This window comes from Streptomyces sp. NPDC026246, from assembly GCF_055567995.1.
Window position 1 is genome coordinate 187,669 of the sequence record NZ_JBVHPJ010000013.1, and the last position, 24,724, is coordinate 212,392.

Annotated in this window: 28 protein-coding genes; 14 read left to right on the forward strand and 14 right to left on the reverse strand. The window is 70.6% G+C overall.

Annotated elements, in window-relative coordinates; translation table 11 throughout:
- Positions 1-14: 14 nt before the first annotated feature.
- From dapF to miaA, 3 genes are all read right to left on the reverse strand, one after another.
- Positions 15-887, reverse strand: a complete 873-nt coding sequence (dapF, locus tag ACZ4M5_RS28520) for a diaminopimelate epimerase (protein ID WP_467740864.1) — start codon at positions 885-887, stop codon at positions 15-17.
- Positions 888-1,170: 283 nt separating this feature from the next.
- Positions 1,171-1,683, reverse strand: coding sequence for a hypothetical protein (locus tag ACZ4M5_RS28525; RefSeq protein ID WP_467740954.1), 513 nt, complete (start codon positions 1,681-1,683; stop codon positions 1,171-1,173).
- Positions 1,684-1,791: 108 nt separating this feature from the next.
- Positions 1,792-2,730 (reverse strand): tRNA (adenosine(37)-N6)-dimethylallyltransferase MiaA, encoded by a 939-nt coding sequence (gene miaA / locus ACZ4M5_RS28530; RefSeq protein WP_467740866.1) that lies wholly within the window; start codon positions 2,728-2,730, stop codon positions 1,792-1,794.
- A 182-nt stretch (positions 2,731-2,912) separates the two neighbouring features.
- Here miaA and ACZ4M5_RS28535 point away from each other — a divergent pair, with 182 nt between their 5' ends.
- Both ACZ4M5_RS28535 and ACZ4M5_RS28540 read left to right on the forward strand, forming a co-directional pair.
- Positions 2,913-3,203: a hypothetical protein gene (locus ACZ4M5_RS28535; protein ID WP_467740868.1), complete on the forward strand. Its 291-nt coding sequence runs from the start codon at positions 2,913-2,915 to the stop codon at positions 3,201-3,203.
- 26 nt (positions 3,204-3,229) lie between these two features.
- Positions 3,230-3,613, forward strand: coding sequence for an antitoxin (locus tag ACZ4M5_RS28540; protein WP_467740870.1), 384 nt, complete (start codon positions 3,230-3,232; stop codon positions 3,611-3,613).
- Between the two features lie 219 nt (positions 3,614-3,832).
- Here ACZ4M5_RS28540 and ACZ4M5_RS28545 read toward each other — a convergent pair whose 3' ends face one another.
- From ACZ4M5_RS28545 to ACZ4M5_RS28560, 4 genes are all read right to left on the reverse strand, one after another.
- Positions 3,833-4,546, reverse strand: a complete 714-nt coding sequence (locus ACZ4M5_RS28545) for a class III extradiol dioxygenase subunit B-like domain-containing protein (RefSeq protein ID WP_467740872.1) — start codon at positions 4,544-4,546, stop codon at positions 3,833-3,835.
- Between the two features lie 60 nt (positions 4,547-4,606).
- Positions 4,607-6,124, reverse strand: a complete 1,518-nt coding sequence (gene miaB, locus ACZ4M5_RS28550) for a tRNA (N6-isopentenyl adenosine(37)-C2)-methylthiotransferase MiaB (protein WP_467740874.1) — start codon at positions 6,122-6,124, stop codon at positions 4,607-4,609.
- Between the two features lie 63 nt (positions 6,125-6,187).
- Complete coding sequence (locus ACZ4M5_RS28555; RefSeq protein ID WP_467740876.1) at positions 6,188-6,841, reverse strand: response regulator; 654 nt, start codon at positions 6,839-6,841, stop codon at positions 6,188-6,190.
- 25 nt (positions 6,842-6,866) lie between these two features.
- Complete coding sequence (locus ACZ4M5_RS28560) at positions 6,867-7,910, reverse strand: sensor histidine kinase (protein ID WP_467740878.1); 1,044 nt, start codon at positions 7,908-7,910, stop codon at positions 6,867-6,869.
- 88 nt (positions 7,911-7,998) lie between these two features.
- Between ACZ4M5_RS28560 and ACZ4M5_RS28565 the strand changes: the two genes are divergently transcribed.
- A complete protein-coding gene (locus tag ACZ4M5_RS28565; protein WP_333935699.1) occupies positions 7,999-8,484 on the forward strand; it encodes a cation:proton antiporter regulatory subunit in 486 nt (161 codons plus the stop codon).
- 4 nt (positions 8,485-8,488) lie between these two features.
- The gene (locus ACZ4M5_RS28570; RefSeq protein WP_467740880.1) at positions 8,489-9,712 is read left to right on the forward strand and encodes a cation:proton antiporter; all 1,224 of its coding nucleotides are present in this window, start codon (positions 8,489-8,491) and stop codon (positions 9,710-9,712) included.
- 186 nt (positions 9,713-9,898) lie between these two features.
- Here ACZ4M5_RS28570 and ACZ4M5_RS28575 read toward each other — a convergent pair whose 3' ends face one another.
- Entirely contained in the window at positions 9,899-10,303 is a 405-nt protein-coding gene (locus ACZ4M5_RS28575) for a pyrophosphohydrolase domain-containing protein (RefSeq protein WP_467740882.1), read from the reverse strand.
- 97 nt (positions 10,304-10,400) lie between these two features.
- Here ACZ4M5_RS28575 and ACZ4M5_RS28580 point away from each other — a divergent pair, with 97 nt between their 5' ends.
- Entirely contained in the window at positions 10,401-11,402 is a 1,002-nt protein-coding gene (locus tag ACZ4M5_RS28580) for a TAXI family TRAP transporter solute-binding subunit (RefSeq protein WP_467740884.1), read from the forward strand.
- Between the two features lie 205 nt (positions 11,403-11,607).
- Here the strand turns inward: ACZ4M5_RS28580 and ACZ4M5_RS28585 are convergent, their stop codons facing one another.
- Positions 11,608-13,014 (reverse strand): sensor histidine kinase, encoded by a 1,407-nt coding sequence (locus ACZ4M5_RS28585; protein WP_467740886.1) that lies wholly within the window; start codon positions 13,012-13,014, stop codon positions 11,608-11,610.
- A gap of 9 nt (positions 13,015-13,023) precedes the next feature.
- Positions 13,024-13,710, reverse strand: a complete 687-nt coding sequence (locus tag ACZ4M5_RS28590; RefSeq protein ID WP_467740888.1) for a response regulator transcription factor — start codon at positions 13,708-13,710, stop codon at positions 13,024-13,026.
- Between the two features lie 290 nt (positions 13,711-14,000).
- Here ACZ4M5_RS28590 and ACZ4M5_RS28595 point away from each other — a divergent pair, with 290 nt between their 5' ends.
- The 4 genes from ACZ4M5_RS28595 to ACZ4M5_RS28610 all read left to right on the forward strand — a co-directional run bounded on the left by ACZ4M5_RS28595 (position 14,001) and on the right by ACZ4M5_RS28610 (position 17,376).
- The gene (locus tag ACZ4M5_RS28595; protein ID WP_398109895.1) at positions 14,001-14,777 is read left to right on the forward strand and encodes an amino acid ABC transporter ATP-binding protein; all 777 of its coding nucleotides are present in this window, start codon (positions 14,001-14,003) and stop codon (positions 14,775-14,777) included.
- Between the two features lie 77 nt (positions 14,778-14,854).
- Positions 14,855-15,700 (forward strand): glutamate ABC transporter substrate-binding protein, encoded by an 846-nt coding sequence (locus ACZ4M5_RS28600; protein ID WP_467740890.1) that lies wholly within the window; start codon positions 14,855-14,857, stop codon positions 15,698-15,700.
- Between the two features lie 129 nt (positions 15,701-15,829).
- Positions 15,830-16,507 (forward strand): amino acid ABC transporter permease, encoded by a 678-nt coding sequence (locus tag ACZ4M5_RS28605; protein WP_467740892.1) that lies wholly within the window; start codon positions 15,830-15,832, stop codon positions 16,505-16,507.
- The gene (locus ACZ4M5_RS28610; protein WP_467740894.1) at positions 16,504-17,376 is read left to right on the forward strand and encodes an amino acid ABC transporter permease; all 873 of its coding nucleotides are present in this window, start codon (positions 16,504-16,506) and stop codon (positions 17,374-17,376) included. Before ACZ4M5_RS28605 ends, ACZ4M5_RS28610 begins: the two co-directional genes overlap by 4 nt.
- A gap of 205 nt (positions 17,377-17,581) precedes the next feature.
- On the opposite strand, the gene ACZ4M5_RS28615 is transcribed toward ACZ4M5_RS28610, so the two are convergent.
- Positions 17,582-18,034 (reverse strand): hypothetical protein, encoded by a 453-nt coding sequence (locus ACZ4M5_RS28615; protein WP_467740896.1) that lies wholly within the window; start codon positions 18,032-18,034, stop codon positions 17,582-17,584.
- On the reverse strand, positions 18,031-18,489 hold the full coding sequence (locus tag ACZ4M5_RS28620; protein WP_467740898.1) for a hypothetical protein: 459 nt from the start codon (positions 18,487-18,489) through the stop codon (positions 18,031-18,033). The genes ACZ4M5_RS28615 and ACZ4M5_RS28620 overlap by 4 nt, the downstream gene beginning before the upstream one ends.
- Positions 18,490-18,903: 414 nt before the next feature.
- Here ACZ4M5_RS28620 and ACZ4M5_RS28625 point away from each other — a divergent pair, with 414 nt between their 5' ends.
- The 5 genes from ACZ4M5_RS28625 (at position 18,904) to ACZ4M5_RS28645 (ending at position 22,533) form a co-directional block, all read left to right on the forward strand.
- A complete protein-coding gene (locus ACZ4M5_RS28625) occupies positions 18,904-19,497 on the forward strand; it encodes a response regulator transcription factor (RefSeq protein WP_467740900.1) in 594 nt (197 codons plus the stop codon).
- Between the two features lie 153 nt (positions 19,498-19,650).
- On the forward strand, positions 19,651-21,258 hold the full coding sequence (locus ACZ4M5_RS28630) for an FAD-dependent monooxygenase (RefSeq protein ID WP_467740956.1): 1,608 nt from the start codon (positions 19,651-19,653) through the stop codon (positions 21,256-21,258).
- Positions 21,259-21,390: 132 nt separating this feature from the next.
- Entirely contained in the window at positions 21,391-21,462 is a 72-nt protein-coding gene (locus tag ACZ4M5_RS28635) for a putative leader peptide (protein ID WP_309544753.1), read from the forward strand.
- Positions 21,463-21,559: 97 nt separating this feature from the next.
- Positions 21,560-22,123, forward strand: coding sequence for a cupin domain-containing protein (locus tag ACZ4M5_RS28640; protein ID WP_467740902.1), 564 nt, complete (start codon positions 21,560-21,562; stop codon positions 22,121-22,123).
- Complete coding sequence (locus ACZ4M5_RS28645; protein WP_467740904.1) at positions 22,120-22,533, forward strand: rhodanese-like domain-containing protein; 414 nt, start codon at positions 22,120-22,122, stop codon at positions 22,531-22,533. The genes ACZ4M5_RS28640 and ACZ4M5_RS28645 overlap by 4 nt, the downstream gene beginning before the upstream one ends.
- 92 nt (positions 22,534-22,625) lie before the next feature.
- On the opposite strand, the gene recX is transcribed toward ACZ4M5_RS28645, so the two are convergent.
- Together recX and recA are read right to left on the reverse strand one after the other, a co-directional pair.
- The gene (recX, locus tag ACZ4M5_RS28650; RefSeq protein ID WP_467740906.1) at positions 22,626-23,423 is read right to left on the reverse strand and encodes a recombination regulator RecX; all 798 of its coding nucleotides are present in this window, start codon (positions 23,421-23,423) and stop codon (positions 22,626-22,628) included.
- Between the two features lie 3 nt (positions 23,424-23,426).
- Positions 23,427-24,551 carry a recombinase RecA gene (gene recA / locus ACZ4M5_RS28655; protein WP_467740908.1) on the reverse strand — a complete coding sequence of 375 codons (1,125 nt, stop codon included), beginning with the start codon at positions 24,549-24,551 and terminating at the stop codon, positions 23,427-23,429.
- Positions 24,552-24,724 lie beyond the last annotated feature (173 nt).

The window sequence follows — 24,724 nt, forward strand, 5'->3', positions numbered from 1 at the left end:
TGACCGAATCGGCTTCACGCGCGCGTGGCGGCGTCCAGCCAGTCCGCGTCGATCTCGCCCTCGGCCACGATGACGGCCGGACCCGTCATCTCGATCTCCCCGTCGGGCCGCTCGGTGATCACCAGGGTGCCGCCGGGCACGTCCACGGTGTACGTCACCGGCATGCCGGTGACCGTGGGGTCGGCGCCGTCGCGGCGGGCGGTGGCCACGGCGACCGCGCAGGCGCCCGTGCCGCAGGAGCGGGTCTCACCGGAGCCGCGCTCGTGCACACGCAGCGCGACGTGCCGCGGGCCGCGGTCGGTCACGAACTCCACGTTCACGCCGTCCGGGTAGGCCGAGGCCGGGCTGAAGGGCGGCGGGGCGTACAGGTCGCCCGCGTGGGCCAGGTCCTCCACGAAGGCGACCGCGTGCGGGTTGCCCATGTTGACGTTGCGCGCCGGCCAGCTGCGCTCACCGACACTCACCGTCACGTCACCCTCGGGGAGGACCGCCCTGCCCATGCCGACGGTGACGTCGCCGTTCTTGGCGAGGTGCACACTCTTCACGCCCCCGCGCGTGGCGACGGCGAGGTCGCCCTCGGTCACGTGCCCGGCGCGCTGGAGGTAGCGGGCGAACACGCGCACGCCGTTACCGCACATCTCGGCGACCGAGCCGTCGCCGTTGCGGTAGTCCATGAACCACTCGGCCTCGGCCGCCATGTCCCGGGCCTCCGGGTGCGCCGCGGAGCGCACGACGTGCAGCAGCCCGTCGCCGCCGATGCCCGCGCGGCGGTCGCACAGGGCGGCGACGGCGGCCGGGGGGAGGTCGATGGCGTTCTCGGGGTCCGGGACGATCACGAAGTCGTTCTCGGTGCCGTGCCCCTTGAGGAAGGCGATCCGCGTGCTCATGTCCTCGATCGTACGGGCTGCCGGACGGGCACGACCGTGCGGGATTCGCGCCCTGGCGCCGGCGCCGCGCGGCGAGAGGAACCGTGCGCCGCTCGCGCCCCGGCGTCAGAGCCGTACGGCGGGGACAACTGTGCGTTGCTCGCGCCCCGGCGCCTGCCGCGCGGGAAGGGCCACGCGGCTCGTGCGCCCCGGCGCGACGGGCGCGCGGACGCGACCGTGCGTTGTTCGGGCGCGGCCGTGCATTGTTCGGACGCAACCGTGCACTGTCCGGGCGCGCGCCGCTCTAGCGAAGCCGCGCCACCCGCCACACGGCCAGGACGACCACGGCGGCCACCACCAGTGCGTACGCCAGGACGACCCGCCAGTCGGGTCTGCGGCCGGAGCCGCGGGCCGGCAGGCCGGGCCAGGTGGAGCCGACGCGGCGGGCCGCCATCATGCCCCAGCCCGCCGCCGTCGAGCAGATCAGCAGACCGAGCATGGCGATGACGGCCCCGCTGTCGCCGAAGTCGAAGGCGAGCGGGAACGCGAACATCAGGGAGCCGAGCGCCGCCAGGGCCACGATCGGGGCGAGCTGCCACAGGCGCAGCCGACGCTGCGGGCGCAGTTCGACCTCGACCTCGTCGGCGAACATCTCCTCCGGCTCGGGGCCGTCGTCCGTCACGCTCGGCGTCTCGTCGGGCCCGTCCTCGCTGAGGCGGTCGGTCTCCGGCTCCGGTCCGTCACCGAACACCGCCCCGTCCCGCTCGGCGCTGACGCGGTCGGTGCTTCGTGCGGTGTCGCGAGGGCCGGCCTCCATCGCCACGCGCCCTCCCAACTAGGACTCAACTCGGTCGATCGAAGCTCGATGATGGCACGCCGCCGAAGGCCCCGATGACGGCCTGGGCGTCCCGATGCCAGGACGTGATCAGGCTGTAACCGGTCGTTCGACCAAGGACAGTGCGAGCTGCGGAAGTCGGGGGAGATCCGCCGCGGCCCCACTCAACCAGTGCACCCGGGGATCGCGCCTGAACCACGAATCCTGGCGGCGCGCGAAGCGCTTGGTGGCACGGACGGTCTCGGCCCGCGCTTCCTCCAGGGTGCACTCCCCGGCGAGCGCCGAGAGCACCTGCTGGTAGCCGAGCGCACGCGAGGCGGTCCGTCCGTCGCGCAACCCCTGCGCCTCCAGTGCGCGTACCTCGTCGACGAGCCCGGCGTCCCACATCCGGTCCACGCGGCGCGTGATGCGTTCGTCCAGCTCCGGGCGCGCCACGTCGACCCCGATCTGCACGGTGTCGTACACCGAGTCGTGGCCGGGGAGGTTGGCGGTGAAGGGCTTGCCGGTGATCTCGATGACCTCCAGGGCGCGGACGATCCGGCGGCCGTTGCCCGGCAGGATGGCCCGGGCGGCCTGGGGATCGGCGGCGGCCAGCCGGGCGTGGAGCGCACCGGATCCGTGCAGCGCGAGCTCCTCCTCCAGCCGGGCCCGGACCTCGGGGTCGGTGCCGGGGAACTCCAGGTTGTCGACGGCGCCGCGCACGTACAGCCCCGAGCCGCCGACCAGGACCGGCCAACGGCCCTGTGCGAGCAGCGCGTCGATGTGCTCGCGGGCCAGGCGCTGGTACTCGGCGACGGAGGCCGTGACGGTGACGTCCCAGACGTCCAGCAGGTGGTGCGGTACTCCCCCGCGCTCCTCGGGCGTCAGCTTGGCGGTGCCGATGTCCATCCCTCGGTAGAGCTGCATGGAGTCGGCGTTGACGACCTCGCCGCCGAGACGCTGGGCCAGGAAGACGCCCAGATCGGACTTTCCGGCCGCGGTCGGTCCGACGACGGCGATGACGCGGGGGGCGGGGGGTGCGCTGCTCACCGGGACAGTCTCGCAAACCTCGAAGCCGGCTCTCGAACGAGTTACGTGACGCCACGCTCGCGGGGTCGTTGCCCGTTGCGAGGTTCCTGCCGCCGGATCACCGAGGCGGTAGCCCGGGCCGCGCAGACGGACGCACCGGGCAACGCGGGTTTTCGCCCGCACGAGTAACGTATGGAGTGGATATGGGCGTGTTTGCACGACTCTTCCGGCGGTCGAAGGCCACAGCGCAGGCGCCTGCCGCCGAAGCTCAGGCCGAGCCGGCGAAGGCCGGGGCCGAGGCGGAGGAGGCGGTAGCCGGGGCCGCGGAGACGCAGGGCGCCGAGACGAAGGGCGCGGAGGCGACCGCGCAGGCGCACGGGCCGGCCGCCGAGGCCACTGCCGAGAGCGCCGAGCCGGAGGGCGTCGACATCCCCAAGCAGCAGTCCACCGAAGAGGCGGCGGACAACGAGGCCGGTGAGGGCGCCCGTACGTGACCGCCCTCCGCGAGGGAAGGTGAACCATGGGTCTGCTGGACAACGTGAAGGCCAAACTGGGCCCGGCCAAGGACAAGGTCTCGGACCTCGCGCAGCGGCACGAGGACAAGATCCACCACGGTCTGGACAAGGCCGCCGAGGCCGTCGACAAGAGCACCAAGGGCAAGTACAGCGACCGGATCCAGTCCGGCACGGGCAAGGCCAAGGGCGCCATGGGCCGGCTCGCGCACAAGGAGGACGGCGCACCGGGCACGGGCGGCACGGCAGCGGCGGCGGGAACGACGTCGACGCCGGGTACCCCTCCGGGGCCGACCGCGGGAGCCACGCCCCCGGATGCGGGCCGCACGGCTCCCCCGCGTGACACGGGCGGCACCACCCCGCCGGACGACGTACCTCCGCCCACCTCCTGATTCGCGCCCGGCACGGGCACGGCACAAGGGCATCGCACAAAAGCACGGCGCACGGCGCACGGCGAACGGGAGGCATCTCGCACGGCACACGCGGGACACCTCGGACGGCCGCGGAGCACCCCCGCTCCCGGCCGTCCGCCGCTCGTCGGGCCTCCGTCGTCTCCGCCGTGTCCGCGGCGTCCGCGGTGTCCGCGGTGTCCGCGGTGTCCGACCGCGTGTCTACGACCAGGTGGCGACGAGGTACCCGACGCCGTACGGCGCGTCCTCGTACAGCAGTGATCCGCCGAGGCCGGCGCCCTCGGCCGCGCCCGCCAGCACCTGCCAGGGAGCCCGGCCGGACACCTTCAGCTCCTGCGCCAGACCGGTGTCCAGGCCACTGAGGGCCGTCACGTCGGCCGCACCGAGCGCACGGGCCACCCCGGCGTCGAACGGCGCGGCGCGTTCGTCGAGGTACCCCGGGGCCTTGAGCGTCCGGCACGCGCTGGCGTCGCCCATGACCAGCAGCGCGACCCGCCCGGCCCGGTCGGCGGCCTCCTGCCCGATCCCGAGGCACCGCTGTGGGGCGAGCTGCTCGCCGACGCCCAGTCCCTCCACGGCCGTGTCACGCCAGTCCGTGCGCTCCAGCAGCCAGGCGGCCACGGCCAGGGAGTACGGCAACCGCCGTTCCCCCTCGGCGTCCCCGGCCGGTCCCAGCCGGACGTCGAGGTCGACGCCGAAGCCCCGGAACGAGCCCGCTGTGCCCTCCGCGTAGGACTCGTACCCGGTGCCCTCCACCGGCCCGACCACCACGAGCCGGTCGGGGCGGGCGGCGGCGAGCACGCCCAGCGCGTCCACGCAGGCGGCTCGCGCGGCGTCCAGTTCCGGTGCCGCGCCCGCGGCGACCTCGGGCACGAGCAGGGGCGGGCAGGGGCAGGCTGCGGCGGCGACAAGCATGATCGGCAGGGTAACGCTCGAGGAGCGCCGCCACCGCGGGCGGCAGCGCTCCCGCCGGGGTCAGTCGCAGCCGCAGCCGCCCGCCGCCACGGGCAACGGCTCGGGAGCGCCGACCTTCGGCAGGCCCAGCATCACACCGACGGGCTTGGACTTCTCGGCCGCGTTGCGCTTCTCCCAGGCGTCACCCGCGCGCGTGCGGCGCACGCCCAGGGCCGGGCCCTCGGCGAGGAGGTGGTGCGGGGCGGCGTAGGTGATCTCGACCGTGACGACGTCGCCCGGGCGGACCTCCTCGTCCGGCTTGGTGAAGTGGACGAGGCGGTTGTCGGGGGCGCGGCCGGACAGGCGGTGGGTGCTGTCGTCCTTGCGGCCCTCGCCCTCGGCGACCATCAGCTCCAGCGTGCGGCCCACCTGCTTCTTGTTCTCCTCCCAGGAGATCTCCTCCTGGAGGGCGACGAGGCGCTCGTAGCGCTCCTGGACGACCTTCTTGGGGATCTGGCCGTCCATCTCGGCGGCCGGGGTCCCGGGGCGCTTGGAGTACTGGAAGGTGTAGGCCTGCGCGAAGCGGGCCTCGCGCACCACGTGCAGCGTCTGCTCGAAGTCCTCCTCGGTCTCGCCGGGGAAGCCCACGATGATGTCGGTGCTGATCGCGGCGTGCGGGATGGCGGCGCGGACCTTCTCGATGATCCCGAGGAAGCGCTCCTGGCGGTAGGAGCGGCGCATCGCCTTCAGGACCGGGTCCGAGCCGGACTGCAGCGGCATGTGGAGCTGCGGCATCACGTTCGGCGTCTCGGCCATGGCGGCGATGACGTCGTCGGTGAAGTCACGCGGGTGCGGCGAGGTGAAGCGCACGCGCTCCAGCCCCTCGATCCTCCCGCAGGCGCGCAGCAGCTTGCTGAAGGCCTCGCGGTCGCCGATGTCCGAGCCGTACGCGTTGACGTTCTGCCCGAGCAGCGTGACCTCGGAGACGCCCTCGGCGACCAGGGCCTCGATCTCGGCGAGGATGTCGCCGGGGCGGCGGTCCTTCTCCTTGCCGCGCAGCGCCGGGACGATGCAGAAGGTGCAGGTGTTGTTGCAGCCGACGGAGATCGACACCCACGCGGCGTAGGCGCTCTCGCGGCGCGTGGGCAGGGTCGAGGGGAACGCCTCCAGCGATTCGGCGATCTCGACCTGCGCCTCCTCCTGCACGCGGGCGCGCTCCAGCAGGACGGGGAGCTTGCCGATGTTGTGCGTGCCGAAGACGACGTCCACCCAGGGCGCCCTCTTCACGATGGTGTCCCGGTCCTTCTGCGCGAGGCAGCCGCCGACGGCGATCTGCATGCCGGGGCGGGCGGCCTTCTTCGGCGCGAGGTGGCCGAGGTTGCCGTACAGCTTGTTGTCGGCGTTCTCCCGGACCGCGCAGGTGTTGAAGACGACGACGTCGGCCTCGCCGTCGGCGCCCTCCGGGGCGCGGACATAGCCCGCGTCCTCCAGCAGTCCGGACAATCGCTCGGAGTCGTGGACGTTCATCTGGCACCCGTAGGTGCGTACCTCGTACGTGCGCGTGCCGCCCACTGACTGGCTCCGGTCGATGCTGCTCATGACGACAAGGGTAGGCGCTCGGCACAGGTGGCTCGGCCGCCTGTGGACAACTCCGCCGGGGGCTCACGGCTCGATGAGCCCGGCCCGGATGGCGTACCGGGTCAGCTCCAGGCGGTCGCGCATGCCGAGCTTCTGCAGGAGGTTGGCCCGATGGCGTTCGACCGTCTTGGCGCTGATGAAGAGCAGTTCGCCGATCTCCTTGGAGGTGTGGCCCTCGGCGACCAGCTTGAGGATCTCCTCCTCGCGCTCGGTGATGGCCCGCTCGGGCACGCCGTCGCCGCGCCGGAGCCGTTCCAGGTAGGAGCGGACCAGGGCCCGCTCGGCGCCCGGGTAGATGAACGGCTGGTCGCGCACGGCCGCCCGGCACGCCTCGACCAGGTCGCGGTCGGCGACGGACTTCAGGACGTAGCCGCTGGCCCCGGCCCTGAGCGCCTCGAAGAAGTACTGCTCGTTGTCGTACATGGTGAGGATGAGGATGTGCAGGCCGGGCAGCCGGCGGGAGAGCTCGCGGGCCGCCTGGAGGCCGGTCATCCGGGGCATGGCCACGTCCAGGACCGCCAGGTCGACGGGGGTCTCCCGGGCCTTGGCCACGGCCTCTGCCCCGTCCCCGGCCTCGGCGACGACGGTGAGGTCCGGTTCGCCGTCCAGGATGAGACGGACCCCGCGCCGCACCAGGGTGTGGTCGTCGGCGAGCAGGACGCGGATCGGGGCGGACATCAGTGGGGTCCTGCGGTGACGGACATCAGCGGGCTTCTTCCGTGACGGGGATGCGCAGCAGCACGTCGGTGCCCCCGCCCGGGGCCGGTTCCAGAGCGAGGGCGGCGCCGATCAGCAGGGCGCGTTCGCGCATGCCGGTGATGCCGGCGCCCTCGACGGCCTCGGTGAGGCCGCTGCCGTTGTCGCGCACGAGGAGTTCGACACCGCCGGGGACGGGCCGCAGCCGGAGTTCGGCGCGGTCGGCGCAGGCGTGCCGGGCGGTGTTGGTCAGGCTCTCCTGGGCGACCCGGTAGACGACCAGCTCCGCTTCCGGGCCGAGGGCGGGCAGGTCACCGGTGACGTGGTGGCTCACGGTCAGCCCGTGGGTGGTGAACTCACCGGCCAGCGAGCGCAGGGCACTGGCCAGGCCGAGCTCCTCCAGGACACCGGGGCGCAGCCGGCGTGCGATCCGGCGGATCTCGTCCAGGCCGGCCCGGGTGGCCTCCTGGGCCTGGCCGACCTCCTCGCGCAGGTCCTCGGGCGCCCGGTCGGCGACGCGCTTGAGCTGGAGGAGGACGGCGGTGAGGGTCTGCCCGACCTCGTCGTGCAACTCCCGGGCGATCCGGTGCCGCTCCCGCTCCTGTGCGGACAGGGCCCGGGCGGCGCCCTCGGCCCGCTCGGCCTCCAGCCGGTCGAGCATCGTGTTGTACGTGGTGATCAGACCGGCCGCCTCCGCCGGGCCGCTGACCTCGGGGCGATGTCCCGGGCGCAGCAGGTCGGCGGTGGCCATGGCCCGGTCCAGCCGCTGCAAGGGGACGAGACCGAAGCGCAGCACGAGCGCGTTGCCGGTGAGCAGCACCACCAGGCCGCCGAGCAGGACGAGGGCCTCGCCGGGCAGGACGGGCGTGGACACGGTGACCGGGCCGAGCAGCAACGCGGTGGCCACGACCAGGCCCGCGGCGTCGAGCGAGAAGATCCGCCAGAACAACGACACGTTCCTGGACCCGCTCCTTCCGCCCCTCGCGTACGACACAGCCCGTCCCAGCCTCTCCGACCACCGGCCGCGGCGTATATCCGTCACGACACCCATGTCGTCACCGTACGGCCGGATGGGAGCATGCGGAGGTCGCCGATCCGATGATCGGCCAGCCGAAACTCGACGAACAAGGGGAAGCAACGTGTCAGCTCCGCGCCTGAGGGCGACGCCGCTGCCGGGTATCGGGGTCCAGTACGACCTGGAGACCCGGGAACACCGCCATCTGTCGGTGGTGGCGCACCGCGACGGCACGCGCACGGTGAACGTGTACCGGGCCGACGACCCGGACTCGTGCGCGCACTCCCTGCGGCTGACCGGCTCCGAGGCGGGTTCGCTGATCGACGCGCTGAAGCCGTCGCACCACAGCCCGAGCCTGCTGTACACGACGGATCTGGGGCTGGTCGCCGAGCGGATCGAGGTGCCCGCCACCTCCCGCTGGAACGGCCGGGTCCTGGGCGACACGAAGATGCGGACGGAAACGGGCGCGTCGGTCGTGGCGGTGCTGCGGCGGGCGGAGGCCATTCCGTCCCCGGCGCCGGACTTCCGGCTGGCGGGCGGGGACCGGCTGATCGTCGTCGGGACGCGCGAGGGCGTGGACGCGGCCGCGACGATACTCGAGCGGGAGTGAGCCGGTGCACTCCGCGGTCCTGCTGATCGAGTTCGGTTCCATCATCCTCGGCCTCGGCCTGCTCGGCCGGTTCGCCGCCCGTTTCCGGCTGTCGCCCATACCGCTGTACCTCCTGGCCGGCCTGGCGTTCGGTGAGGGGGGTCTGCTGCCGCTGGGCGCGAGCGAGGAGTTCGTCGCCACGGGTGCCGAGATCGGCGTCATCCTGCTGCTGCTGATGCTGGGCCTGGAGTACACGGCGAGCGATCTGGTCTCCAACCTCAAGACGCACTACCCGGCCGGCCTGGTCGACTGCGCGCTCAACGCGCTGCCCGGAGCGGCGGTGGCGCTGCTGCTGGGCTGGGGCCCGGTGGCCGCCGTGGTGCTGGCCGGTGTCACCTGGATCTCGTCGTCCGGCGTGATCGCGAAGGTGCTGGGCGATCTGGGCCGGGTCGGCAACCGCGAGACGCCGGTGATCCTCAGTGTGCTGGTGCTGGAGGACCTGGCGATGGCGGTCTACCTGCCGATCGTCACCGCGCTGGTGGCGGGGGCCGGGCTGCTGGCCGGAAGCGTGACGCTGGCGATCGCCCTGGGCGCGGCGGGGCTCGTGCTGTTCCTCGCGGTGCGCTACGGCCGGGTCATCTCACGGTTCGTCTCCAGCGACGACCCGGAGAAGCTCCTGCTGGTCGTGCTGGGCCTGACCATCCTGGTCGCGGGCGTCGCGCAGCAGCTGCAGGTGTCGGCCGCCGTGGGGGCCTTCCTGGTGGGCATCGCCCTGTCCGGGGAGGTGGCCGAGGGCGCGCACACCCTGCTCAGTCCCCTGCGTGACCTGTTCGCGGCGGTCTTCTTCGTCTTCTTCGGGCTGCACACCGACCCGTCGAGCATCCCGCCCGTGCTGGTGCCCGCTCTCGGACTGGCCCTCCTCACGGCGCTGACGAAGATCGCCACCGGCTACTGGGCGGCCCGGCGCGCGGGGATCTCCGTCAAGGGCCGCTGGCGTGCCGGCGGTGCGCTCGTGGCGCGAGGCGAGTTCTCCATCGTCATCGCCGGGCTCGCGGTCGCGGCCGGTGTCGAGCCGTCCCTCGGCCCGCTGGCCACGGCCTACGTCCTCATCCTGGTCGTCCTGGGTCCGCTCACCGCGCGTTACACCGAGCCGGTGGCGTCCTGGTGGGCGCGGCGCCGCGAGCCTCGCGCCCCGGAACCGGCGCCCCGGACGGCCAAGGCGGAGGCGGAGGCTCCGGTCGCCGACTGAGCGGTGGGGCGGGGCGGACGGGGCGGCGGGGCGGAACAGGGGGCGGGGCGGCGGGGCGGCGGGACGGCGGGGCGCTCATCGAGCAACGGCGGTGGACGTCTCGTGCCCGCCGTCCCATACCTTGCCGGTTCATGCCCTGCCGGCCCCTGCGCTGCCGACCCTGCCCTGCCGGCCCATGCCGCCGTTTCACGCCCCGCCCGGCGTCCATCCCTGCCGGCGCAGCACGCGCGACACGTCCGGTGCCTCGTAGTGCTCCCCCTTGAGGATCTTGCCGTCCTCGCGGCGGGAGACCGTGCCGTCCGGGCCGATCTTGGTCATGTTGGAGCGGTGGATCTCCGCCAGAACCGCGTCGAGGTCGATGCCGTGGACCAGGGCCGTGCCGTAGGCGACGTACACCACGTCCGCCAGTTCGTGGGCGAGCCGGTCCAGCGGCCCCCGTACCGCCACCTCGGCGACCTCGGCGGCTTCCTCCGCGAGGAGTGCGCCCCGGTGAGCGGCGAGTTCCGGCGGGACCTCCGTCGGGGTGCTGCGGGCGTCCAGGCCGAACGCGCGGTGGAACTCACGGACCAGATCGGCGGGCGAGGCACTCATGCGGCCGACTGTAGTGGCCGCCACCGACACCGGGGGCCGTCGCGGTGGCACCCCCTCCCCTGGTCAGCGAGACCCTCTGGCTGGCAGGATCGCGCGCATGTCCCAGAAGTTCCCCCGTGTCGGCAGGCGCCGGGCCGCGCAGGGCGGCACCGCCGCCGTCCTGGTCCTCGGCCTGCTGCTGTGGTGGCTGCGCCCCTGGGCGGAGGAGCCGCCGTCGGGGACGATCGACTTCAGCACCGGCACGCGCGCGGGGGTCTACCACGAGTACGGCGAGCTGTTGCGCACCGCGATCGACAAGGACATGCCCGACCTGCGGGTGCGGTTGCTGACCAGCGCCGGTTCCCAGGAGAACGTCGCGGACGTGGCGTCGGGCGAGGCCGACTTCGCGATCGCGGCGGCGGACGCGGTCGCCACGTACATGCACGACAACCGCCCGGGGGCCGACCGGCTGCGCGGGGTCGCCCGGCTGTACGACGACTACGTGCAGCTCGTCGTGCCGCCGGACTCGGACATCCGCTCGGTCGCCGACCTGCGGGGCAAGCGCGTGGCGATAGGGCTGCCCGACTCCGGGGTGCGACTGATCGCGAACGGCGTGCTCAGGGCGGCCGGCATCGATCCGGAGAAGGACATCGAGCCGGCCTCGGACGGCATCGACACCGGCCCCAAGCGGCTGGGACACGGCCTGGACGCGTTCTTCTGGTCGGGGGGACTGCCCACGGACGGGCTCAGCCGGCTGGCCAAGAAGTCGGCGTCGGCCTTCCGGTTCGTGCCGATCGACGCCACGCTGGTGGCCGCGCTGCACGAGCAGGGCGGAGCCACGCGCTACTACCGCGCCACGAAGATGCCGGAGTCGGCGTACCCCTCCGTCCAGAACGGCCACCCGGTGCCCACCCTGGCGGTCTCCAACCTGCTGATCACGCGCAGCGACACGGATCCCCGGCTCACCGAGTGGCTCACGCGCACGGTGCTCGACAGCCGGGACCGGATCGGTGCGACCGTCCACTCGGCGCAACTGGTCGACGTGCGCACGGCGATCTACACGGACCCGCTGCAACTGCACGTCGGCGCCCAGCGGTACTACCAGTCGGTCAAGCCGTAGCGGCAGCGGCGGTGCCACGGCCGGAGCCGAGCCCGTTGCCCCCTCCGGGGTGACCGACCGGTCAGCAGAGGGCGATCCCGGCCGAGCATCGGGCGGCGAACCCAGTCGGACCTCGGGCGGCGAACCCAGTCTGGCCTCGGACGGCGAGCCCGCTCGGATGGGACGGCGGACCGGCTCACATCCGGATCCGGGGTGCCGAGCGCGGTCAGACGGCGGGCGCGGATCGCGGCACGCGTACGGTCACCCGCAGCCCGTGCGGCTCATGGTGGTCATAGGCGATCGTGCCGCCGCCCGCCGCGAGGAGCGCCCGGGAGATGGACAGGCCGAGGCCGGAGCCCTTGACGTTCTGGTGGCGGCCGCTGCGCCAGAAGCGGTCGCCGACACGGGCGAGTTCCTCGTCGGTGAGGCCGGGCCCGTGATCGCTCACGGTGACGGTGACGGTGTCCCCCTCCGAGGCGACGGCCACCTCGACGGTCCCGCCGTCGGGCGTGAACTTCACCGCGTTGTCGACGACCGCGTCCAGCGCGCTGGACAGGGCGACCGGATCGGCCCAGGCGGTGGTCGGCGGGCAGTCGCCGACCAGGGTCACGCCCTTGGCATCGGCGGTCGGGGACCAGGCCGCCAGGCGTTCCGCGGTCAGCTCACCGATGTCGGTGACTCTCAGGTCGGCCTCGCTGTGCTCCGCCAGCGCGAGGTCGAGGAGGTCGTCCAGGACCTGGGCGAGGCGCTTGCCCTCGGTCTGGACGGAGGCGATCTCCTTGTTGCCCTCGGGCAGTTCGAAGGAGAGCAGCTCGATGCGCAGCAGCAGCGCCGCGAGGGGGTTGCGCAACTGGTGCGAGGCGTCGGCGACGAAGGCGCGCTGCTGCTCCAGCACGTCCTCCACGTTGTCCGCCATCTCGTTGAACGACCGGGCCAGCCGCCGGAGTTCCGGCGGTCCCCCGGCCGCGGCGACCCGGGACTTCAGCCGCCCGGTGGCGATGTCGTGCGTGGTGGCGTCCAGCACCCGTACGGGCTTGAGCACCCAGCCGGTGAGCCGCAGGGCGGCGCCGACGGCCAGCAGCATGGCGGCGAACTCGCCCGCGCCGATGAGCAGCCAGCCGTGCAGGGTGCGCGAACGCAGCTGACCCGTGGGCGAGTCGGTGACGACGACCGCGACGACGTCCCCGTCGCGGATGACCGGCGAGGCGACCACGAGCTTGCGCTGCTGCCAGGGCCAGACCTGCTGCGGGTCGTGGCTGCGGCGGCTGAGCTTCGCCTCGTCGAAGGCCTCGCGGACCTCGCCCTCCTCGGGCAGGGACCAGCGTGCCGGTGCCTTCGCCATGGCGCTGCCGTTGCGGTAGAAGACACCGGCGCGGATGCCGTAGACCTCGTGGTAGCTGCGCAGTTCGCTGCTGAGGGTGGCCAGCCGCTCGTTCTCGAAGGCCCCCGTGGGGCCCTCGGGCGAGTCGGTGACGAACTGGGCGAGGGCCGCGAACCGGGCGGTGTCGTCGATCCGGTCGACCACGACCTTCTGCTGCTGTGCGCCGGCCAGGCTGACGGCGAGGGGCACCCCGAGGGCGAGCAGCACGGCCGCCATCAGGACGATGAGCAGCGGGAGCAGACGCGTGCGCACCCGGCCCCGCTATCCGGCGGGCGCGACGAGCCGGTAGCCGACCCCGCGCACGGTCTCGATGAGGGCGGGCATGCGCAGTTTGGCCCGCAGGGAGGCGACGTGCACCTCCAGGGTGCGCCCGGTCCCCTCCCAGCTGGTCCGCCACACCTCGCTGATGATCTGCTCCCGGCGGAACACCACGCCGGGCCGCTGCGCGAGAAGGGCCAGCAGGTCGAACTCCTTGCGGGTCAGCTGGACCACCGCGCCGTCCACGCTGACCCGGCGCGTGGGGAGCTCGATGTGCACGGGCCCGAGCCGCAGGGCGGTCTCGATGCCGCTGGAGGTGTCCTCGTGCGAGGTGCGCCGGCTGACCGCGTGGATCCGGGCGAGCAGTTCCCCGGTGTCGTACGGCTTCACCACGTAGTCGTCGGCGCCCAGGTTGAGGCCGTGGATGCGCGAGCGCACGTCGGCGCGGGCGGTGACCATGATGACCGGGGTGGCCGTGCGCTTGCGGATCTTGCCGCACACCTCGTACCCGTCCTGGTCGGGCAGGCCGAGGTCGAGGAGGACGACACCGAAGCCGTCGCTCTCGGGGACGAGTGCCTGGAGGGCCTCCTCACCGCTGCGCGCGTGGGTGACGTCGAAGCCGTGCCGCGCCAGGACCGCCGACAGGGCGGCGGCGACGTGGTTGTCGTCCTCGACGAGCAGCAGTCTCACCCGGGCCCCCTTCGGTTCACTGGTCGTACGATCCAGGTGTGTACAAAAACGCGTGCACGCGCGCGCGTGCACCTTGTGCAGTCACGCTGATGGATGAGCACGCCGTCAAGAGGGTTCCGGTTGCGAGGAGCTTCCGTTACCCGGCTGGTATGAGCGCTGCTCGCAAGTGCTACGACTAGTGTCCGATTGCTATCGGATCGTGATGCTCAGATTCACCTCAGATGTAATGACGCAGGTCGTAGAGGGTTACTACTGTCCTCCGAAACCGAGGAGGACGGAGCCTGAGAGCGATGACCGAAGTATCGGTGGCCAAGGAAGATGTGGCCGCGACCGGCGATCTGGTCGTCCTGAAGAGCGTCAACAAGCACTTCGGCTCGTTGCACGTACTCCAGGACATCGACCTGACGATCGCCCGCGGTGAAGTCGTCGTGGTCATCGGACCCTCCGGGTCCGGCAAGTCCACCCTGTGCCGCACCATCAACCGGCTGGAGACGATCGACTCCGGCTCGATCACGATCGACGGCAAGCCCCTGCCCGCCGAGGGCAAGGCGCTGGCCCGGCTGCGCGCCGACGTCGGCATGGTCTTCCAGTCCTTCAACCTCTTCGCGCACAAGACCGTGCTCGAGAACGTGATGCTCGGCCAGATCAAGGTCCGCAAGAAGGACAAGAAGGCGGCCGAGGACCGGGCCCGCTCCCTGCTCGACCGGGTCGGTGTGGCCGCGCAGGCCGACAAGTACCCGGCACAGCTCTCCGGCGGCCAGCAGCAGCGCGTGGCGATCGCGCGGGCGCTGGCCATGGAGCCGAAGGTCATGCTCTTCGACGAGCCGACCTCCGCGCTCGACCCCGAGATGATCAACGAGGTGCTGGAGGTCATGCAGCAGCTCGCCCGCGACGGCATGACGATGATCGTCGTCACCCACGAGATGGGTTTCGCACGATCGGCTGCAAACCGCGTGGTGTTCATGGCGGACGGCCGAATCGTCGAGGAGGCTGCGCCCGACCAGTTCTTCAGCAACCCGCGCAGCGACCGTGCCAAGGACTTCCTGTCGAAGATCCTGCACCACTAGGCGCGCGCGTTGCTCCGGCGACGCTCCGCCTCACCCGTAACGACGGCTCTTTCTCTTCACGGCAAAGGATGTTCACGATGAAGCTCCGCAAGGTCTCCGCCGCGGCCGCCACGGCTCTCGTCCTCGCTCTCACCGCCACCGCCTGCGGTGGTGACGACAGCGGTGACTCGAACGGCTCCGGCTCCGGCGGCGGCAAGACGATCAAGATCGGCATCAAGTACGACCAGCCCGGTCTGGGCCTGAAGGAGCCCGACGGTTCCTTCTCCGGTTTCGACGTGGACGTGGCGACGTACGTGGCCAAGGAGCTCGGCTACAAGCCCGACCAGATCGAGTTCGTCGAGACGAAGAGCGCCGACCGTGAGAACGCGCTGTCCCGCGGTGACGTCAAGCTGATCGCCGCCACGTACTCGATCACCGACGAGCGCAAGCAGAAGGTCGACTTCGCCGGTCCGTACCTGCTGGCCCACCAGGACCTGCTGGTGAAGAAGGACTCGGACATCACCAAGGCGACGGACCTCAACGACAAGAAGCTGTGCTCGGTCGCGGGTTCGACGTCGGCGCAGAACGTCAAGAAGGACTTCGCCCCCGATGCTCAGCTGGACCAGCGTGGTGGGTACTCGGAGTGCCTCTCCGCCCTTCAGAACGGTGGGGTGGACGCCCTCACCACCGATGACTCGATCCTCGCCGGCTACGCCGCGCAGGACCAGTACAAGGGCCAGTTCAAGCTTGCCGGCCTGAAGCTGAGCAACGAGAACTACGGCGTGGGCGTCAAGAAGGGCGACAAGGCGACCCTCGACAAGGTCAACGCCGCCCTGGAGAAGATGGTCAAGGACGGCGCCTGGGACAAGGCCGTCAAGGAGAACTTCGGCCCGGCGAACTACAAGAACGAGCCCGCCCCGAAGATCGGCCAGATCGTCCAGTAACGCGGGAACTCCGCCGACGCAGGATGTCCGCAGGTTCTGCGGGTGTCCCCAGACGCGCCGCCGTCGCTGCTCTGACGGCGGCGCGCCACGTCCGCCCCCTACGCCACACACCCGGAAGCGCGGGAGATCGTGTTCGACTTTCTTTCAGACTATGACGACCCGACCCTGCTGGGCGCTTTCTGGGTCACCATCCAGCTCACCGTCTTCTCGGCCGTCGGTTCGCTGATCTTGGGCACCATCCTGGCGGGGATGCGGGTCAGCCCGGTCCCGCTGATGCGCGGCTTCGGCACGGCCTACGTGAACATCGTCCGAAACATTCCGCTGACCGTCATCATCGTCTTCACGTCCCTCGGCCTCGCCGACATCTTCGGCGTGACCATGGGCGCACCCGACAACTTCGAGACCAAGTTCTTCCGCCTGGCCGTGCTCGGCCTCACCGCGTACACGGCCGCCTTCGTCTGTGAAGCCATCCGGTCCGGCATCAACACCGTGCCTGTCGGACAGGCCGAGGCGGCACGGGCCATCGGACTCAGCTTCAGCCAGGTGCTGCGGCTCGTGATCCTGCCCCAGGCATTCCGTTCCGTCATCGGCCCGCTGGCCAACGTCCTGATCGCGTTGACCAAGAACACGACGGTCGCGGCCGCGATCGGTGTGGCGGAAGCGGCGCTCCTGATGAAGGAAATGATCGAGAACGAGGCTCAGACGCTGTTCATCGGCGCGATCTTCGCCTTCGGATTCGTGGTACTGACCCTGCCCACTGGCCTCTTCCTCGGTTGGCTGAGCAAGCGACTGGCGGTAAAGCGATGACCTCCGTTCTTTACGACACCCCTGGCCCCAAGGCCAAGCGGCGGAATGTGATCTTCACGGTCGTCTTCTCCGTCTTGCTCGCCCTGCTCCTGTGGTGGGTCTGGCAGACACTGGACGACAAGGGCCAGCTGAAGTGGGCCCTGTGGAAGCCCTTCACCACGTCCGAGGCCTGGACGACGTACCTGCTTCCCGGTCTGGCCGACACGCTGAAGGCTGCTGCCCTTTCGATGGTGATCGCCCTTCCGCTGGGCGCCGCCCTCGGCATCGCACGCATGTCGGACCACCGCTGGGTGCGCATCCCGGTCGGTGCGGTCGTCGAGTTCTTCCGGGCCATCCCGGTCCTGCTGCTGATGCTGTTCGCCAACGAGCTGTACGTCCGCTCCACGGGCATCCCGAGCGACGAACGACCGCTGTACGCCGTGGTGACCGGCCTGGTGCTCTACAACGCCTCGGTCCTCGCCGAGATCGTGCGGGCCGGCATCCAGTCCCTGCCCAAGGGACAGTCGGAAGCCGCCATGGCGATCGGCCTGCGGAAGAGCCAGACGATGGCCGGCATCCTGCTGCCGCAGGCGGTCGCGGCCATGCTGCCCGCCATCGTCAGCCAGCTGGTCGTCATCGTGAAGGACACCGCACTGGGCGGCGTGATGCTCGGGTTCACTGAACTGCTCAATTCCCGAAGCACCCTCGCAGCCAACTACGCGAACGTGATCCCCAGCTTCATCGTGGTGGCGGTCATCTTCATCATCCTGAACTTCATCCTCACGTCCTTCGCCTCGTGGCTCGAGGGCAGGCTGCGCCGAAGCAAGCGGAGTTCGGGAGCCGTCCTCGGTGCCGACAAGGTCGACGACCTCAACGCGGCCGAAATCTAGAACGTCAACTGAGGCACTCCGACCGGCGCAGAGAGTCCAGGCGCGTCCGCAGGACCGTTCAACCCGAGGAGTCGCCTGGTCAAGTCGGGATCCCTTCCCGCAGAGCCTCACAGCGCCACAGGCGCTGAATGGCCTGTTCCCTCACAACATGCGTGTGGCCCGCCGTAGCGAACGGCGGGCCACACGCATGAGAGCTTCCCGGGTATCAGCCGACGGGCTTGATGCTCTTGCTTCCCGTACGGTCCATCGGCTCCAAGTGGACGGTGAGCGTCACGGATGCCTTCATGTCGCCCATCGGAGTCAGGAAGACAGACTTGTTACAGCCTGTCACTTCTTGCTCGACAGTGTCGACATCACTGCCCCACTTCACAGCCGCACGCGCCTTCCAGGTCGCACAGCCGGAGTAGGAAACGCGGATCGAGTGCTTACGGAGATTTGGGAGAGAGGTGCTTCGATACTGCTTGTCCGAGTACTTGTGAGCTGTACCGCCGGACACGTTGATCTGACCGGTCACAGTTCCGAGGTAGACCTCGGACGAGCTGTCGGCGCTTGCCGGTAGCGCCATGAGACCGATCAAAAGGCTCGCACTTCCGAGGGTGGCAGCAAATCCGCCGGCCAGCGCATTTCGCATCATTACCTTCTCACGTTCCTCTCTCATGCGGGGTGGTTACCCCATTCCCACGGCCAAGTGTCCTGGTAAGAACCGGAGACGCCAACATAGGTGATGGTCCCCTGCGCCCAGAAGGCCTTGCACTTGCTCTTGCCCGGGAGAGGATTGATGATCGTGCTGTTCTTCAGAGCTTCGGACTCGTAGTACACACGCTTCCCGGTGCTCTTACAGACGACTTCGCCCTTTATCGAACCCACGCGAGCGCGGCAGCTGCTCTTTCTCGAGAAATCGACTTTGAGGTACGTACCGAACTGATCCGAGTCGTACCACGCCTTGATCTGTGGACCGCCGCAGCCTGCCGCCGCCCGGGGAGCGGCGGCCGTGGGGGCAGCCATGGCCGGCGCAGCTCCGAGCAGAAGAACCAGCGAGCCACCAATGGCGGCCAGACCTTTTCGCGTGCGGGTAAGGCTTCGACTGACTGCCGCAGCTTCGTCGCGCTTCATATCCCCTCCGTTTGTAGCTGGATCCGGGTGACATGAATTCTCTGCCGGTGGTCGATTCGCCGAGACCCCCCACCCGGCGCCTCACCTCGGGACACTCCCATATCAGGGGGTTGACTGCGCACGAAGGACCACGACATGCCACTCAAAATGCCTCAAACAGCACACACTTCTTCAGCAACACAGTCGGTGGCACCTCGATTCTGATTCTCAGCAGCTCTAGAGTGACAGAATGAGGTCGTAGGCAATCGGCCCGACCAGCCGACATGAGCGAATTCAAAGTTCGCGCCTACGCGGACCGCTGTACACAGGAAGGGTAAAACGGGGTTCTGCATGATACGCGTTGCAATAGTATGTCCGGACAGCATTGTCCGAGCCGGCCTTCGCGCCTTGGTGGAGTCCTGCGCGGATTTCTGCGTGGCTGCAGAAGCAGAGGCGCATCGCCCCCTCCACATGGTGAAAAGGGTACGCCCGAACGTCATACTGACCTGCACCCCGAGCACGGGGGAATCCATCCTACTTCTCAAGCGTCTCCATCAGAGCGGAAAGCCAGCCGCAGTTCTCATGCTCACCGACCGCCTGAAAAAGAAGGAGGCACGACGTCTCTTTCTGCACGGCGCGTCCGGACTACTCCTCAAAGATTCAGCCGGAGACCACCTGCACTGGGCCATACCGGCGTTGACTCAGGGCGCACACGTACTCTCTCCCGAGTTCTCGGAGTCACTGATTCATGAATACGTGGGGCCGCCGCGGATGCAGTGCACGATCCCCTCTTCGCCATTCCACGACTCCGGCCTTTCTCGGCGCGAGAGGGAGGTACTGACACTGGTAGGCGACGGACTGTCCAACAAGGACATCGGCGAAGCTCTCGGCATCCGTCCTGACACTGTCAAGGACCACTTGAGCTCCCTCTACGCCAAGCTCCGTGTCAAGAACCGCATGCAAGCAGCGCGGATGGCGTGGCAGTGGGAGGACCTGAGCAGCCGCCTGGCCGGTACTCGTATGGCCTGACCTCCGGAGCAGCGGCATGATCGCCACTGCCCCTGGTCACTTGACGCAAGCACCCGCAATAGGTTGCATACGTTCTGTGATCGTGCACCCTGCTCCACCTTCGTGTTCGCCTACGTCTTCCAGGACAACACCACGGGCAGGGGGCGCCGCGCCGTGGATCCGGTGATCGTCGTCGGAGCGGGGCCCGTGGGGCTCACGCTCGCACTGGCGCTGGCACGGCAGGAGGTGCCGTGCGTGGTCCTCGACGAGGGCCCGGGCAAGGACGAACCCCGTGCCGCGCGGACCGTCGTCCTGCGCGAGGACACCGCCGCTCTCATGGAACGGCTCTCCGGTGTTCCCCTGTCACGCCTCGGCGCGCATTGGGCCGGATGGCGGTCGATGCGGCGCAAGCAGGTGATGCGCGAGGTCGTCTTCGACGGCCCCGAGCCCTCCCCGCTGCACATCGCCCAGCACGTCCTGACCGGCGCCCTGCGCGAGGCCCTCGCGGACGAACGGCTCGTCAAGATCGCGGTGGAGAGCCGGCTGGACGCGCTGGAGCAGGAGCCTTCGGGCGTCACGGCCCACACCCGCGGCCCCAAGGGCACCTGGTGGCGAGGCAGTTACCTGGTGGGCTGCGACGGCCCCCGCTCGACCGTGCGCAAACTCCAGGACATCCGCTTCCCGGGCCGTACTGCGGTGGAACGTCACGCCGTCGCCGCGCTGCGGACGGACCTGCCCTGGCACGACGAGGCGTTGCTGCACCGCATGCCGCCCTGGCGCATGTCGGGCCCCTCGGCCGGTGAGGTCACCGCGCGACCGCTGCCGGACGGCGTGTGGCGCCTGGACTGGCTGCTGCCCCCCGGCAAGGACCTGGTCACCCCGGAACTGCTGCTGAACCGTATCCGCGAGACCCTGGCCGGCTGGTCGGGCGGCACGGTCCCGCCGTACGAACTGCTGGACACCGGTGTCCACACGGTCCACCACCGCCTGGCCCGGCGCTGGCGTGCCGACCGCGTCTTCCTCGCCGGGGACGCGGCCCATCTGCTCGGCGCCCTGGGCACGCACGGTCTCGACGAGGGGCTGCGCGACGCCGACAACCTCGCCTGGAAACTGGCCGCGGCCTGGCACCACGGCCCGCACGACGCCCTCCTGGACAGCTACCAGAGCGAGCGCAGGGCGGTCGTCGCCGCCCGGCTGCGTGCCGCCGACCAGGCGCTGCCGGTGCTGCGCGGCGGCGGAGGGCTGCGTTCCTACGTGCCCGGCTCCGCCAAGGGCCACGACACCCTCCTCACGGAAGGGCATCTGGGGCACGGCCAGCTGGGCGCGCCGGGCGCGTACGGCGATTCACCGCTCGCGCCGCGCGACCTCGAGGGCGAGACCCCCGTGGACACGGCGCCCGGGGCGCCCGTCACCGACGTGCGGGTCACCGCGGAGGACGGCACCTTCGTACGGCTGCGGGACCGGCTCGGCAGGGGCGTGCTGCTCGTGGTGCTGATCGCGCCGGGTACCGGCGTGTGGGAGCGCAAGCACTGGGCCAAGGCCGGCCTCATGCCCCGGCTCGCGGCAGCCGTGACGGCGCTCCCGCACCCGGCCGAACTGCTGGTCGCCGAGGCTTACCCGGGCGCGGCCGCCCACACCGTCCTGTTGATCCGCCCCGACGGGCATCTCGTCACCGCGCTGAGCGGAGTGCGCCCCGCCGATCTGTACGCCGCGGCGGAGGCCGCCGTGGGCGGACCGGTGAAGGCCCAGGCCGGGGCCGGTGCCTCCGTCGGGGCGCCCTGACGCTGACGCGCTACCGCCTCCGCCTCCGCCACCGCCTCCGACGTGCTCACTGTCACCGTGCGTCCGCATGGTGACAGTGAGTTGACCGGCTTGGGCGGCCGTGGTGTACTCCGGTGCGTGACCGACACCTGTGTGCGCCTGTGGCGGAGGGTCCATATGGACCTCGTCCGCTATGCGGGCTGCGTGTGTCGCCCGTCCTGCTGACTTCGCATCTCCCCACTCTCCGAGCGCGCCGCGGCCCCTTCGCGTCGGCTGCCGCGTCCTCTTCGCGAACCTTCACCAGGACTTCAGGACGGCACCCGTGTCTGTATCCCCCTCAGCGTCTCCTTCTGCGTCTCCTTCCGCTTCCCCTGCCGTTTCCCTCTCCGGTTCGGCTCCCACCCAGGCGGACCTCTACGACTTCGTGCGGCGGACGGCCGCCGACAGCAAGCTGATCTCCTCCCTGCCGCTGGACCCGGAGGGTCGTACGTGGGTACGACTCGACGGCCCCCGCGGCAGCGAGGCCTGGCTGATCGGCTGGCCGCCGGGCACGGGCACCGGCTGGCACGACCACGCCGACTCCGTCGGCGCCTTCCTGACCGCGTCGGGTGAGCTCAAGGAGAACTCGCTCGCCGCCCGGCTGCCCACCGACGGGTGGAAGACCCTCGAGCTCAGCGAGGGCGTGGACCGGGAGCGACGACTGGGCGTCGGCCAGGGCCGCGCCTTCGGCCGGCACCATGTGCACGAGGTGCTGAACGAGTCCCCCGACCGGCACGCGATCTCCGTCCACGCCTACTACCCGCCCCTGCCGCAGATCCGCCGTTACAGTCGAAGTGGCCCCGTGCTGCGACTCGAGCAGGTCGAGCGACCGGAGGACTGGCAGTGAGCGTCACGGAAGGTGCGAGCGGCGCACAGCCGCCCATAGGCATCGACGAGTTCCTGGAACGGGTGCGCGCCGGTTACGCGCGCATCGCACCGCAGGAAGCGTACGAGGCGGCCCGGACGGGGGACGCACTGCTGGTCGACATCCGCTACGCGGCCCTGCGCGAGCGGGACGGTCTCGTCCCGGGCGCTGTCGTCGTCGAGCGCAACGAACTGGAGTGGCGTCTCGATCCGCAGGGCTCCCACCGCCTCCCCGAGGCGACGCGTCACGATCTGCGCATCGTCGTCTTCTGCAACGAGGGCTACGCGTCCAGCCTGGCGGCCCATTCCCTGCATCAGCTGGGCCTGCACCGGGCCACCGACCTGGCCGGTGGCTTCCAGGCCTGGAGGGCCGCCGGGCTACCGGTGGAGTGAGCCGCCCCCGCTTCTCATGCTCTGTGTGGTGCCCGGTACCGACCCGACCGGGCTCGTGAGGGAAGTGGGGGTCCTCCCGACGGCGCCCCGGCTCAGTACCCTTCGCCTCCCAGGAACTCCGTGTCCTCCCCCTCCTCCAGCGCCTGCCGGACCACTCTCAGGGCCATGCCCTCGGGGTAGCCCTTGCGGGCGAGCATGCCGGCGAGGCGGCGGAGCCGCTTGTCGCGGTCGAGGCCCTGGGTGGAGCGGAGTTTGCGGGCGACCAGCTCGCGGGCGGTCGCCTCCTCCTGCTCGGAGTCCAATTGGGAGACGGCCTCGTCGATGAGGGTCGCGTCGACGCCCTTGGTCCGCAGTTCCCTGGCGAGGGCCCGCCGGGCCAGGCCCCTGCCGTGGTGACGGGACTCGACCCAGGCGTCCGCGAAGGCACTGTCGTTGATGAGGCCGACCTCTTCGAACCGCGACAGCACCTCTTCGGCCGCGTCCTCCGGGATCTGCCGCTTGCGCAGGGCGTCGGCGAGCTGCTTTCGGGTCCGCGGGGTCCCGGTGAGCAGGCGCAGGCAGATCGCCCGAGCCTGCTCCACCGGGTCTGCCGGAAGCGCCCCCTGCTCCGCCCTCGAAGAGGAGGGGGCGCCTTCGTCCTCGGCACCGGCCGTCTCGCCGAAGCCGCGCCGGCGACGCCCTCGCCGGCCGCGCGGCCCGCCGTCACGCGAGCCACCCCGAGGAGAGCCTCCCTCGGGCGAGCCGCCCCCGTGCGACTCGTCCCCGAAGGGCGCGCTCCCGTACCCGTGCTCCGCTTCCCCGGCCGAGTCGGTGTCGCCTCCGGTGCCCCTCCCCCGGGGGGCACCGGAGGCGGCGTACTCGTACTCCGCCCAGTCGGTTCGTCGTGTCACGGGTCAGCTCTTGGCTGCGGCGGCCTTGGACTTGCTGGTCTTCGCCGCTGCCGGGGCGGGAACGGCCGGCGTCTCGGCCGGGGCGGAGACCGCCGCGTCGGTGCCCGGCTCGGCGGCGGCCGGCTCCTCCGGACGCACCCCGACGCCCAGCTTCTCCTTGATCTTCCTCTCGATCTCGTTGGCCAGGTCGGGGTTGTCCTTCAGGAAGTTGCGCGCGTTCTCCTTGCCCTGGCCGAGCTGGTCGCCCTCGTACGTGTACCAGGCACCGGCCTTGCGGACGAAGCCGTGCTCCACGCCCATGTCGATCAGACCGCCCTCGCGGCTGATGCCCTGGCCGTAGAGGATGTCGAACTCGGCCTGCTTGAAGGGCGGCGCGACCTTGTTCTTGACGACCTTGCAGCGGGTGCGGTTGCCGACCGCCTCGGTGCCGTCCTTCAGGGTCTCGATGCGGCGGATGTCGATGCGCACCGAGGCGTAGAACTTCAGCGCGCGGCCACCGGTCGTGGTCTCCGGGGAGCCGAACATGACGCCGATCTTCTCGCGCAGCTGGTTGATGAAGATGGCGGTGGTCTTGGACTGGTTGAGCGCGCTGGTGATCTTCCGCAGAGCCTGGCTCATGAGCCGGGCCTGCAGACCGACGTGGCTGTCGCCCATCTCGCCCTCGATCTCCGCGCGCGGGACGAGCGCGGCGACGGAGTCGATGACGATGAGGTCGAGGGCACCGGAGCGGACCAGCATGTCCACGATCTCCAGGGCCTGCTCGCCGTTGTCGGGCTGGGAGAGGATGAGGTTGTCGATGTCGACGCCGAGCTTCTTCGCGTACTCGGGGTCGAGGGCGTGCTCCGCGTCGACGAAGGCGACCTGGCCGCCGGCCTTCTGCGCGTTCGCCACCGCGTGCAGGGTCAGGGTGGTCTTACCGGAGGACTCCGGTCCGTAGATCTCCACGACGCGGCCGCGCGGGAGGCCGCCCACGCCGAGAGCCACGTCCAGGGCGGTGGAGCCGGTCGAGATGACCTCGATGGGCTCCATGGACCGCTCGCCCATGCGCATGACCGCGCCCTTGCCGAATTGCCGTTCAATCTGTGCGAGAGCGGCATCCAGCGCCTTCTCGCGGTCGGTTCCTGCCATGGGTTCCACCCGATTTGCTTGAGTCGATCGCTTCACGTCAATGACGCTAACGCCTGCCACTGACAATGCGTCCTGACGCCCGTCCGGCCTGTGGATAACTCGGGCCCTTCTCCACCCAAACTACGTCGAAACGCCCGCCGTTGAGCCTTGCCGGTGCACCCCATAAGAATGGA